The organism is Haladaptatus cibarius D43 (assembly GCF_000710615.1).
GTDB classification, from domain to species: Archaea; Halobacteriota; Halobacteria; order Halobacteriales; family Haladaptataceae; genus Haladaptatus; species Haladaptatus cibarius.
On sequence record NZ_JDTH01000001.1, the window covers coordinates 118,500 to 130,915 of the forward strand.

Genomic DNA, 12,416 nt, shown 5'->3' on the forward strand with positions numbered 1-12,416 from the left:
GAAGGAGGACGACGAATGAGCGAGTTACTCGTGCTGGCGCAGGGTGCGAGCGCCCTCGAAGTGCTTGCAGAGGGCGTCAACCTGCTGTGGGTGTTGGTCGTAACCTTCCTCATCTTCTTCATGCACGCCGGATTCGCCATGCTGGAGGCCGGACAGGTGCGCTCGAAAAACGTCGCCAACCAGTTGACGAAGAACCTGCTGACGTGGAGCGTCGGCGTCCTCGCCTTCTTTCTCGTGGGTGCAGCGCTGTCGAGCATCGTTGGCTACCTGACCGGCGCAGCGGGAGCGTGGTCGGTCGCCGGAGAGTTCGCGGCAATCCTCGAACCCAGCGGCGTGAACAGTTGGGTCGATTGGCTCTTCGGCGCGGTGTTCGCCATGACCGCCGCAACCATCGTCAGCGGGGCCGTCGCGGGGCGCTGTAAACTCCGCACCTACGTGAGCTACACCGTCCTGCTCGCGGCGGTCATCTACCCCGTCGACGTCGGATTCATGTGGGGTGGCGGCATCCTCGCGACGATTGGCTTCCGCGACTTCGCGGGCGGCATGGTCGTTCACGGAATGGGCGGCATCGCCGGATTGACCGCCGCGTGGGTCATCGGGCCGCGTCTCGGTCGCTTCGACGAGAACGGCGGTGCGAACGTCATCCCCGGCCATTCCGTGACCTTCGCCGTCCTCGGGACGCTCATCCTCGCGTTCGGTTGGTTCGGGTTCAACGTCGACACCGCGGCTACGGTGTTCGCGGCAGACGGCGGGGCGCTCTCGCTGGACGCATTCGCAACGGTCAGTCGAGTCGCCCTCGTCACGACGCTCGGAATGGCGACGGGCGCAATCGGTGCAAGCATCGTTTCGCTGGTTCGCACCGGTGAGGTAGACACCTTGTACGTCGCCAACGGCCTGCTCGCCGGATTGGTCGGCGTTACCGGAATCGCGACGACATCGTCTGGCCCGGCGCACTCGCGGTCGGTCTGCTTGCAGGTGCACAACTCCCGTTCGTCTTCGAGTTCGTGGAAAAACGCCTTAACATCGACGACGTGTGTGCAGTGTTCCCTGTTCACATGTCTGCCGAGATTCTCGGAGCACTGGCTTATCCGTTCGTCGCAGTCGGAACGTGGCAGGGAGCGGGACTCGGTTCCGTGCTCTCGGGGCTCGCAGTGCAGACCGCAGGCGTCCTGCTCATCGGTTTGTGGACAGTCGTCGCAACTGGCTCGGTATTCGGCGTCGGCGACACCGCGGAGATTCCCGCCGAGCACCTGCGCGCCGACGGCGGTTCTCTGCTCAACGACGGCGATATCAAACTCGTCACCGCAATCGTGCGTCCGGACAGACTGACCAACGTGAAGCGAGCGCTGGCTGACATCGGCGCGCCGAGTCTCGCGTAACGAACGTGAGTGGCCGCGGCAGTCAACCCGCAAAACTCGGCCAGTGGCGCGGCGAGGAGTACGTCGTGGATTTACACCAGAAGGTAAAAGTCGAGTGCGTCGTCGCGGACATCCCCGCAGACGACGTCATCGAGGCGATTCGCGAAGCCGCAAACACGGGCGAACCCGGCGACGGGAAGATATTCGTCGTCCCTGTCGGGGAAACCTGTCAGGTGAGAACGGGTAACAGAGGCCGTCTGAGACGAGAACAAGAGCGACAAAATTCGACTCTCTTTCTTCTCGCAACCTTCGCCCTACTATTCAGTATTTAGCGTTTTTTCGGCCCATTTGATTGCATAATCGACGCCGTGATGACGGTACGCCTGTGTATCTAGTGCAGAAAACGGCGCAGGTGGTTCGATGCCGTGTTTGATGGCGCTACAGGCGAGTTCCGTGGCGTCTGAGAAATCCGTGCGACCGGTGGCAATTTCTCGGGAGATTCCTTCTACCCGGGGTTCGATTCGTTCACCAGCGTCCTGCCACGCTTCGAACAAACGAGGATACGATTCGCGCCACTCCGTAAATGCTTCGCGGGTATGAAGTCCGTTGTAGGCGTCACAGAGCGCGACGGCGAGTTGGTACGTACTTCCGGAATTGAGCGGAACCACGTCGGCGAACTTCCGGTATCTCTCACCGAAAAATTCGAGGAACTGTTCGGGCAGGTCGAGTCCGATTTCGACCAGTGCCTCCGCGAGCAGAAAGTCGATGAACTCCTCTGGTGACCCCTCTACTCGTGCTTTGACGAAGACGACAGGTGGAGACGTTTGGTGCGTCCACGCCACACTTCCGTCGCCCGGCATGCCAACCACGAGGTCAGTTCCGGCGAATCGCCGCAGCAGTTCGGGCGCGTCGTCAGGTAGCCACTCGTCGGCTGCAGAGAACGGACGGATTTCGTCGGTCAGAAGCGCGAGGTCGTCGCGCGCCGGAACCGGAAGCGTCTCGAAATCCCGGTTGCAGTCGAGGACGAGCGTATCGGGCGCGTGTTCGTCTCGAACCGCCGCCACATCCTCGGGGAGCGTTCGTTGACTGAACATCGCGCTCAGGCGACGAACCAGAGGTTGAGGATGACTGCAACTGCGGCCAACGCCGTCAGTCCAACAGTGCCGATAACGATTTTCGTCGGAGTGCTCATACCCGACTGTTTCCACTCGAACGCTTAAAATCTGCCGAGTCCGGGTGAAACCCCTTCGTTTCCACTCCAGAACTGTGAATAACTACTCACGAACTTACGAGCTTACACCGACAGCATCGACCCGAACCGTGACGAAGCGGGCAACGCCATCTTCCAAGAGCAACAGCAGATTGTAGACGAGTGTCCCTTGAAATCCGATGGCGAGAAACACCCAGTTCGCTGGAAATCCCGGGTTGAGAGCCGCGACAATGCTATAGCTCAACAGGAGATTGCCGAACGTAGCGACAACGTGAACCATGGATGCCGCGATGAGTCTCCCGCTGGGATTCGAATCGATGTCCTCGAAGAGGTCATCGAACGCGATACTGGCCATCGCCCCGAACGCGACCAACGCACCGACGACGTAGAGGAAAATTTCGAGAATGCGTGACGACCCGTACTGGTTCATCAGTATCGCGCCACCGCCCCAAATCATCAGTGTGTAGCCGTATGCCTTCGACTCCGAAAGCAAGTTTTGTGCGAGTTCTTCGACGGGATTCATACAGTCGCTGAGCTATCAAGTGACAAAGATCACGTCCCTGGTATCGCGTGCTGTTTGAGTGGCTATCGAGGAAAGGAGGTATTGACAATGAAGAAAACTGTCGAGGAAAGAGAAACGATAAAAACGGTTAGCTGTCGGTTGAACCAGCCCACGAATCTGGGACTTGGATGACGTATCGGCCGTTCTCCTTGAGGGCGATGATGTACTCGTCACGTTCGTACAGCTCCATCAGATTGAGTTCGTACTGGCCGGGTTCGACCACCTTGATGCTCTCGAACTGGCTGTTGAGTTCCTCTCGGAGTTCATCGAGGCTCGGTTGGTTATCGCTGGGTGCCTCGACGACGGTTCCAGTTCCCTCCTGAGTCGGCGTTTCCGGAAGTTCGTCCTCGGGGACGATTTCCGCGCGCGCGCTTGCCTGCGCGCGGTCTTCTTCCGATTGAACAGGTGCAGGTGAATCGCCCTGCGATTCATCTGCTGGCGTTCGTGTGCGAGTCGAATTTCGATTGCCGGTTGGTTTCTGCCGGTCGTCTGTGGGTTTTGCTCCGCTCGCAGATGTCGGTTCTCCTGCTGATTTCGCTGATTTCGTTCGTTGCTTGCGTTCGCGTGCAGGTGTCTCGCTTGCTGTAGACTCCGTCTGCTGGTTTTGTGAAGTCTTCTGCTGATTCCGCGAAGCGTTTGTTTGCGTATCGCGCGATGACGTCGTCTGTTCGTTCCGCGAGCCGCCGGATTGGGTGTTTTTCGTGCGGTCGTTCGAACCGACCCACCCCCGAACAGTCGAGGCGGCGCGGCCAACCGCGCCAGAGCTCGACGCGGTGTCAGGAGCCTCGTTTTTCGTCTCCGCAGTCGCGTTCGCCGAACCAGTGGCCGTTGTTTCGTCTGGAGACGACCCGGACGGACGGAACTGAAACTTATTGCCGCCGCAGTCCGGACATCCCGAAAGCATCTCCTTCGACCCGTCGGCGAATGCGCGCCCACAGTTCGTACACTTGTGCGGCATTATTTACGGGATATGAGGGCGCTGATGAGGTTCTCGTCCTTGTGGAGCGTTTCGATTTGGTTTGCGGGGCCGATAACCGTGAGCTTCGAACTGTCCGACTCACGTCCCATCAAACGACCTAAAAGCCCACTGTCGGAAGTCTTCGAGCGCGGGTAGGTTTCGATTTCGATACCGCTGAACTCGTCGGGACTGATTTCGGCCATCGTCACCTCGATGAGTTTGCTCTCTTCGTCCGGCGAAAGCCCTTCCTCCAAGATGACGATATTTCCGTCGTGGACACCGTCCAGTATCATCCGAATCTTTTCCATGCTGGTCTTGCCAGCCATCCGTTCACCACCGATGAGGTCGATTTGGACGCCGTCGTCCGATTTTTTCACTTCCGGCATGGAATCACCCGAAGTACTCCGCGATTTTCGTGTACACTTCGTCCATGTTCTCCCCTTCGAGCGCCGAGAGTGGAATCGTCTCGTGCTGTGGGTAGGCGTTTCGAATCCGCTGGACGCTCGAATCTTCGAGGTCGGTTTTGTTGGCGAGAATCAGAACGGGCAGGTCTTGACTCTCGATGATGCCGATGAGCATCGTGTTGACCTGTGTGAACGGGTCGGTCGAACTGTCAAGCACATAGATAACACCGTCTACGTCTTCACGGAGCCAGTGCATCGCTTCCGCGACACCCTCGGTGGCTTCACGGGAACGACGAACCGCATCCTCCTTTTCCATGTCGTGGTCGAGGAACTCCTCGTAATCGACTTTCGTCGTCACACCCGGTGTGTCCACGATGTCGATGGTGACGGTTCTTCCGTCTCGCTCGATTTCGACGTTTTCTTTTCTCCGTGCGCGCCGTGTTTCGTGTGGAACGTGGCTTTCGGGGCCGATGGCGTCGCCAGTCCAATCACGGGCGATTCGATTGGCGAGCGTCGTTTTGCCAGCGTTCGGCGGGCCGTAGATTCCGATTCGTTTCGGCTCTTCGGATGTGAAGAGCTTATCTGTGACTCTTTTAACACTTTGCTTGAGACCTGTAAACAATCCCATCCTATTTCCTCCCAGACCCCGGCTGTCGGCACCCTCACTAGACAGATTTGCTATCGAATGGCTGCCCATCGCTGAACAGTCACCTACCGTTGAGTGACTGCCCGTCGGTGAGCGACCGAGTGATTGTACCCGGACACGCGGGGCTGTTGCGCGTACAACTTTACGCCACTCACTTAAACCTACGTCAGACAACTATTGACACAAATCATCGACTTGCTTGCAGAAGAGGAATAATTGTTTGCAAGAGATATGGGTCGAAACTAGAGGGACGAAATGACGAAAGAAGAAGAAATAAATGGTTTCTGTAAATCGGTGGTAAACCTCGTGAGGAAGTCCTCATAAGCCCGAAACACCGTCTCTCGCAGTACCATGTGAATGTTCCACTTGAAATGGAGGGGTTGGCGCGAGTTTGGGGTGGACGTAAGTCAAGTAGAGAAGTGCAAGGAAAGACAGACAGTAACAGAGAGAAAGAGAGAGAGAGTTGGAAGTGAAAGTCGAAGTGGGAAACGGTGGGAGAAGTCGAAGGGAGAACTGAAACGAAGACCCGAAGGAAGTAATTCGGTCGTGGAGGCCAGTTTCGTGTGAACAAATAACACAAGGGACGCAGGAAACACGAAGGATGCAGAGGGCGTGGAAGATGCGGAAGACGCGGACCCCAACGTTGGTTGCTATTAAGGAACACGTATCATAGGCCGGAACCCCACCCCCACCCCTTCGTTTCAGGTGGAATCGGGAAAATATGGGGTGGGGGTTGTCGGTGACGGATAATTTACAGACAACAACCCCATCTAGAAAACAGATTGCTCTAGTTTGCGGATGCTGTTTAAGTTGTGTTCTGATAAAGGTTTGTGTTCTAGATGCCAACTCACACCCCACCCTCCCTTTCTCGCGTTCCACCCGAAACGAAGGGGTGGGGGGTTCCCAAGTTCATCGGTACCACACGACATGGGCGGGTTTCCGACGACCTACGGACGAGTCTCTGTTATTTTGCATCACATCGCGTTTCTCTCAATGCGGTCTCGTGTTCCACCCGAAACGAAGGGGTTAATCAAAACGCCGGTTTTCGGAAACCTCGTTACTTCAGTTCCACGATTTCGTCGAGCCGGTTCCATCGAGTTACCCTTTGTAACACCGAGTTACCCTTTGTAACATCGAGTTAACTTTCTCAAAGTTTCCTTCCTCTCTTCTTTGACCTACTTCCTATTGACTTACTTCCTGTTAATCCATTTTCATAAATGAAATTTATATAATTTTTGCATCGACAGTTTGAGTATGAGTAAATAAGTAAACGAGTGTGTGTGTGTGTGTGTGTGTGTGTGTGTGTGTGTGTGTGACTGACAGTAAAAAATGAAATTAAAAGTGAAAGTGAGAGTGGGGGGGGGTGAGCTTCGAACTCGACTTGAAACGATGCTGTTTCCGACGAGTACCGCCGAAAAACCCGTATTTCGCCCGTCATGCTACCAATAAGAAAGATTTTAATACTGTGCTGTACCTTTTGTTCATCTGCATCAACTGGACGCGCTGTCGTTTCTGTGGGAAGTGAATCCGGGTGTTTGTCCCGGTGTCTTCCCGTCTCTCTCCGCACGGCGCGATAATTCCAGTGGAAACGAAGGGGTCTGTAGCCGACGCATGTCAGACGAGAATACCAACCCATCGGACGAACGAACCGGCCACGGGAGTCGTGGCTTCGAGGGCGTCGATTTGGACGAGGTCGTGTTGGACGATACAGCCGAGGGCAACCAAGGGTTGTTCGACGACCTACTTAGTGGCGAGCCGATTTTCGAGAACAAAGAAGTTCTTCGACCCTCGTACACGCCGCACGAACTCCCGCACAGAAAAGAACAAATCAACCGGATGGCGACTATCCTCGTCGCCGCACTCAGAGGTGAGACACCGTCGAATATCCTTATTTATGGAAAAACGGGAACCGGAAAAACTGCGAGCGCGAAATTCGTCAGTCAAGAACTCGAACGCACATCGCTGAAATACGAGGTTCCCTGCGAAGTCGAGTACATCAACTGCGAAGTGACCGACACACAGTATCGTGTGCTCGCGCAACTCGCCAACAAGTTCATCGAAAACAACCAAATCGAAATAGGAGAACGAATCTCCGAACTCCAAGACATCCGTGATGGTGTCGCCGCCGAATCCGACCAACTCGAAAACACGGACTTTTCGTCGCTCGATGCAATCGAAGACCGCATCTCCGAACTCGAAGCGGACGCAGACGAAATGGAGGCCGTCCCGATGACCGGGTGGCCGACCGACCGCGTGTACAACACCTTTTTCGAGGCCGTCGATTATCAGGAACGGGTCGTCGTCATCATGCTGGACGAAATCGACAAACTGGTCGAAAAATCCGGTGACGACACGCTCTACAACCTCTCGCGGATGAACTCAGAACTGGAAAACTCGCGCGTGTCCATCATGGGCATTAGTAATGACCTGAAGTTTACCGACTTCCTCGACCCTCGCGTCAAATCCAGCCTCGGCGAGGAAGAAATCGTCTTCCCACCATACGACGCGAACCAACTTCGGGACATCCTTCAGCACCGTGCCGACGTGGCGTTCAAAGCCGACGCCCTCTCGGACGACGTAATTCCACTGTGTGCCGCCTTCGCCGCGCAGGAACACGGTGATGCCCGGCGCGCACTCGACCTACTTCGAACCGCAGGTGAACTCGCAGAGCGCGACCAGAAAGAGCGCGTGGAGGAGGGCCACGTCCGCAAGGCGCAGGACAAAATCGAACTTGACCGCGTGGTGGAAGTCGTCCGAACCCTTCCGACACAGTCGAAACTCGTCCTCTTCTCGACCATCTCGCTGGAAAAGAACGGCGTCCACAACATCAACACGGGTGAGGTGTACAACGTCTACAAACACCTCTGTGAGGAAATCGACGCCGACATCCTCACTCAGCGCAGAGTTACCGACCTCATCAGTGAACTCGACATGCTCGGCATCGTCAATGCTGTCGTCGTCTCGAAGGGGCGCTACGGGCGCACGAAAGAAATCAGCATCTCGGTTCCCATCGACGAAACCGAGGCGGTTCTCCAGTCGGATTCACGACTAAGCGACATCGACGACATCCAGCCGTTCATGCAACAGGCGCGGTTCGACAGCTAAGCTGATTTGCTCGGATAAGTTCGACAACAGACCCTACAATTTGGCAACTGATTTCTCGGCTCGCCACGACGCTTTCAGGCGTTTTCCACCCGAAACAGTACCCTTTCTAATCCAGTCGAAACGGGAGCCTCCGAAGGAAACTGTTTCCTTCAAACGACAGCACTTGCAACGTCGAAAACAAACTGCTCAGACGATTTGCTCGCCATCGTCGTCGTACACCTTGATGGCGTCAACGGGACAGACACGGGCGGCCATCTCCGCATCGAACTCTTCACCCTCTGGAACTTCGCGCACGAAAATTCCATCTTCGACTTCCTCGCTCTCCAGCAAGTCAGCTTTTCCTTCTTCACGATTCTCTACGAATTCCTCCCATTCGGCGGTGCACTGATACATTCCCGTGCAGGTGTTTCGGTCGTATTCGATTTTCATATCTATCACTCCGATATGTGCCTTCAAATCAGTGACGGAAATGGCGCAGTTGGTAACCGAAACCGAACTGCGACGGATACTACGAAACGTAGGTTCGAAGCGCCTCAATAGTCGGGTTGAGCATCGTCGGAAGCGAACACTGCTCTTCGGCGTTCGGTTTCCACTCGTCCGTCGTGAGATAGTCACCGACTTCGTGAACGACGGCGGCATCGACGCCACGGTAGGCGGCAACCGCGAGCATGGCCGATTCGGCCATACCGAGCGAGAGAACACCTTCGTTCGCGTAATGTTCTATTTCGGGAATCGTCTCACGATACATCGCGCCCATCGACCACGTCGCCCCGCGATGCGTTTCGATTCCAGCCTCAATAAGGCTGGAATCGAGACGATCCACTAGTTTCGGTGTTGGTTCGACCTGTTCGTCCGCTGGAAGGTAATGGTGCGAAACCCCTTCGTCGCGGATGGCGCGAGTCGGAAGAATAGCTTCGTCCAGTCCGACGTCTTTCTGCAAACTCGCACAACCGCAGAGGAGACAGACGACTTCCGCACCCGCCGCAATGACGTTCTCCGCGACGATTGCGGTAACTGTCGGCCCGATGCCGAAATCGCCGACGAAACCTACGTTCTCGTCTAGCAGTTGTAACTCCTGATTTCGAACGTAGTTCACTGTGTCCGTCGCGCGTTCATCCACCGTCTCGAACAGTTCGTCTTCGAACCCGAAAATAACTGCTGGCGGCATTTCCGGTAACTGTCCACCGTGAGCCTCCACAGCATCCTCGGGCGAAAAAAGTGCGCGCGCGTCGTATTTGTCTCCAAACTTCGGAACGGGCATATTCGTACCTTCCGGCAAGACGAAAAGTATCTTCTCCCGCGTTCACCCGACAGTTTAAACGGGAAGACGCGCCAATCGGTGGTAATGACCGGATTCGCACCGCGCACGCAGGGTGAGCGTGCGTGAAAGTCGCCGATTTGACGGGATTACCGGATGGCGTCCCCGAACACTTCCAATCGCAGGGTATCGAAGAACTGTATCCGCCACAAGCGGAAGCAGTCGAGGCGGGTATCACCGACGGCGAGAGCATCGTCGCCAGTATTCCGACGGCCAGCGGAAAGACGTTCATCGCGGAACTGGCGATGCTTTCAAGTGTCGCCCGCGGCGGAAAAGCCCTCTACATCGTCCCGCTTCGTGCCCTCGCCAGCGAGAAAAAAGAGGAGTTCGAGGAGTTCGAACAGTACGGCGTCTCCATCGGCGTCTCGACCGGAAACTACGACAGCGACGGCGACTGGTTGGCAACGAAGGACATCATCGTCGCCACGAGCGAAAAGGTGGACTCGCTCGTGCGAAACGGTGCGAAGTGGGTTGACGACCTCTCTTGCGTCGTCGCCGACGAAGTTCATCTCGTCAACGACGCCCACCGCGGCCCGACGCTCGAAGTCACCCTCGCCAAACTCCGCCGTGTGAATCCGAACCTCCAGACCGTCGCCCTGTCGGCGACGGTCGGGAACGCAGACGAAATGGCCGACTGGCTCGATGCGACCTTAGTCGATTCGTCGTGGCGGCCCATCGACCTCCGAAAAGGCGTCCTCTACGGCCAAGCCTTACATTTCGACGACGGGACACAACAGGAACTCGCGCGCGGGAAGCAGAAAGAAACCGCGGCACTTGTCGAGGATACGCTAGGTGACGAGGGTTCGTCGCTTGTGTTCGTCAACTCGCGCCGGAATGCGGAGGCCGCCGCGAAACGACTCGCGGACGTGACGAAAAACCATCTCACGGACGAGGAACGAAGCAAACTCCGCGAAGTCGCCGACGAAATTCGGGACGTGAGCGATACGGAAACGAGCGACGACCTCGCAAACGCGGTGGAGAAAGGCTCCGCGTTCCACCACGCGGGACTCGCTAGCGAACACCGCTCAATCGTGGAAGACGTGTTCCGAGACAGACTCGTGAAAGTCATCAGCGCGACCCCGACGCTCGCGGCGGGGGTGAACACCCCGAGTCGGCGCGTCATCGTCCGCGACTGGCGGCGGTACGACGGCGACGTCGGCGGGATGCAACCGCTCGACGTGTTGGAAATTCACCAGATGTTTGGCCGGGCGGGAAGACCCGGCCTTGACCCTTACGGCGAAGCGGTACTCATTGCCAAAAGTCACGAAGAACTCCAAGAACTGTTCGACCAGTACGTCTGGGCCGACCCGGAAGCAGTGCATTCGAAACTCGCGGCGGAACCTGCACTGCGAACCCACATCCTTGCCACGGTCGCGTCTGGGTTCGCGGGAACCGAAGACGAACTACTCGACTTCCTCGAACGAACGCTGTATGCGACTCAAACCGACGAAACGGGTCGGCTCGAAACCGTCACCCAGCGCGTCCTTGACTACCTCGAACGAAACGGGTTCCTCGAACGCGACGACCGTCTTCGGGCAACTGGCTTAGGCCACCGCGTCTCACAACTGTATCTCGACCCGATGAGCGCCGCAGAAATCATCGACGGCTTGCGCGCCGCGGAGGACGACCCAACCGCACTTGGACTGTACCACCTCGTCTCGCGCACGCCGGACATGTACCAACTCTATCTTCGATCGGGTGACCGCGAACGCTACACCGAAATCGCCTACGAACGGGAACCGGAGTTCCTCGGACACATGCCCTCGGAGTTCGAAGACCACGCTTTCGAGGACTGGCTTTCAGCGCTGAAAACGGCCCGACTCCTCGAAGATTGGGCCAGCGAACTGGACGAAGACCGGATTACTGAACGCTACGCAATCGGCCCCGGCGACATCCGTGGCAAAGTCGATACGGCCGAGTGGTTGCTGAACGCGGCGGAACGACTCGCCAGCGAACTTCAGCGAAGCGACGAGGAAAGCCTTCCATCCGCCACTACGACCGCAGTCCGCGAAGCCAGAAAACGAGTCCAATACGGCGTCGAGGAAGAACTGCTCGACCTTGCAGGTGTGCGAAATGTTGGGCGAAAGCGCGCCCGCCGTCTGTACGCCGCCGGAATCGAATCCCGAGCAGACCTCCGCGAGGCCGACAAATCGGTCGTTTTGGGCGCGCTCCGTGGGAGACGAAAAACGACCGAAACCATCCTCGAAAACGTGGGGCGAAAAGACCCCTCACTGGATGGTGTCGAGGCCGACGCGGAGGCGAAAGCGAGTGCGACCAAAACAGCAAATGAGGCGGCCGGAAACGGCGGCCAGCAGAGTCTCGGTGATTTCGAATGAGAGTGGTCGAAGGCAGAGTCACCATCGACGACCTCGATGATTTTCTCTCTCACATCGGGGACATTGCCGACGAATCCGACTGCGCGATACAGGCGTTCGACGCGCGTTACGTCGCCGGACGTGACCATCTCGAATCGGCGGTCGAACACGCGAATCGCGCGTTCGACCGCGGTGAAAACGTCGCCCGCGACCGAGCGGTCGAGATTTTGCTGTACGCCGCTGGTCGTCGTCAAATCAATCAGGGACTCGAAATGGGGGTTTCTACGGGAAAACAACAGGTGGTCGTCGTGGTCGATGGAAAGCAGGAAGACGATGAAAACAAAGCTGTAGCGGCTATCTTCGACCTGATAGAACCTGCCGATACACTCGGTAATCCCGACTGCGAGATAATTTTCGACTTCTTCGACGTTTCCGAGCGAGAACTAGCTGCGACCAGTGCGAGTCTCACAGACCTCGTCTGTGAGCGGGTTGCCTTGCTCGAAGTCGAGAAATAGCGTCGAAATTCCGAGTGCTGGTGGC

Annotated in this window: 11 protein-coding genes and 1 pseudogene; 4 read left to right on the plus strand and 8 right to left on the minus strand. The window is 56.9% G+C overall.

What is annotated here, in order from left to right; translation table 11 throughout:
- Nucleotides 1-15: 15 nt before the first annotated feature.
- Nucleotides 16-1,612 (plus strand): annotated as a pseudogene (locus HL45_RS00620) (ammonium transporter); the annotation flags it as partial.
- A gap of 63 nt (nt 1,613-1,675) precedes the next feature.
- Here HL45_RS00620 and HL45_RS00625 read toward each other — a convergent pair.
- From HL45_RS00625 to HL45_RS00645, 6 genes are all read right to left on the minus strand, one after another.
- Entirely contained in the window at nt 1,676-2,452 is a 777-nt protein-coding gene (locus tag HL45_RS00625) for a DUF7089 family protein (RefSeq protein ID WP_049969189.1), read from the minus strand.
- 5 nt (nt 2,453-2,457) lie between these two features.
- Nucleotides 2,458-2,550 (minus strand): hypothetical protein, encoded by a 93-nt coding sequence (locus HL45_RS22025; RefSeq protein ID WP_449267255.1) that lies wholly within the window; start codon nt 2,548-2,550, stop codon nt 2,458-2,460.
- A gap of 94 nt (nt 2,551-2,644) precedes the next feature.
- Nucleotides 2,645-3,091, minus strand: coding sequence for a hypothetical protein (locus tag HL45_RS00630; protein ID WP_049969190.1), 447 nt, complete (start codon nt 3,089-3,091; stop codon nt 2,645-2,647).
- A 127-nt stretch (nt 3,092-3,218) separates the two neighbouring features.
- A complete protein-coding gene (locus HL45_RS00635; RefSeq protein ID WP_049969191.1) occupies nt 3,219-4,088 on the minus strand; it encodes an OapC/ArvC family zinc-ribbon domain-containing protein in 870 nt (289 codons plus the stop codon).
- Entirely contained in the window at nt 4,088-4,474 is a 387-nt protein-coding gene (locus HL45_RS00640) for a DUF2073 domain-containing protein (RefSeq protein ID WP_049969192.1), read from the minus strand. The genes HL45_RS00635 and HL45_RS00640 overlap by 1 nt, the downstream gene beginning before the upstream one ends.
- Nucleotides 4,475-4,478: 4 nt before the next feature.
- Nucleotides 4,479-5,120 carry an Era-like GTP-binding protein gene (locus HL45_RS00645; RefSeq protein WP_049969193.1) on the minus strand — a complete coding sequence of 214 codons (642 nt, stop codon included), beginning with the start codon at nt 5,118-5,120 and terminating at the stop codon, nt 4,479-4,481.
- Nucleotides 5,121-6,749: 1,629 nt separating this feature from the next.
- On the opposite strand from HL45_RS00645, the gene HL45_RS00650 reads away from it, so the two are divergent.
- Entirely contained in the window at nt 6,750-8,243 is a 1,494-nt protein-coding gene (locus HL45_RS00650) for a Cdc6/Cdc18 family protein (protein WP_049969194.1), read from the plus strand.
- Between the two features lie 186 nt (nt 8,244-8,429).
- On the opposite strand, the gene HL45_RS00655 is transcribed toward HL45_RS00650, so the two are convergent.
- Nucleotides 8,430-8,672, minus strand: coding sequence for a ferredoxin (locus HL45_RS00655; RefSeq protein WP_049969195.1), 243 nt, complete (start codon nt 8,670-8,672; stop codon nt 8,430-8,432).
- Between the two features lie 79 nt (nt 8,673-8,751).
- Nucleotides 8,752-9,504, minus strand: a complete 753-nt coding sequence (locus HL45_RS00660) for a nucleoside phosphorylase (RefSeq protein ID WP_049969196.1) — start codon at nt 9,502-9,504, stop codon at nt 8,752-8,754.
- Nucleotides 9,505-9,626: 122 nt separating this feature from the next.
- Here HL45_RS00660 and HL45_RS00665 point away from each other — a divergent pair, with 122 nt between their 5' ends.
- Nucleotides 9,627-11,897 carry an ATP-dependent DNA helicase gene (locus HL45_RS00665; protein WP_049969197.1) on the plus strand — a complete coding sequence of 757 codons (2,271 nt, stop codon included), beginning with the start codon at nt 9,627-9,629 and terminating at the stop codon, nt 11,895-11,897.
- Entirely contained in the window at nt 11,894-12,391 is a 498-nt protein-coding gene (gene cgi121, locus HL45_RS00670) for a KEOPS complex subunit Cgi121 (protein ID WP_049969198.1), read from the plus strand. The genes HL45_RS00665 and cgi121 overlap by 4 nt, the downstream gene beginning before the upstream one ends.
- The last annotated feature ends 25 nt before the right edge of the window (nt 12,392-12,416 follow it).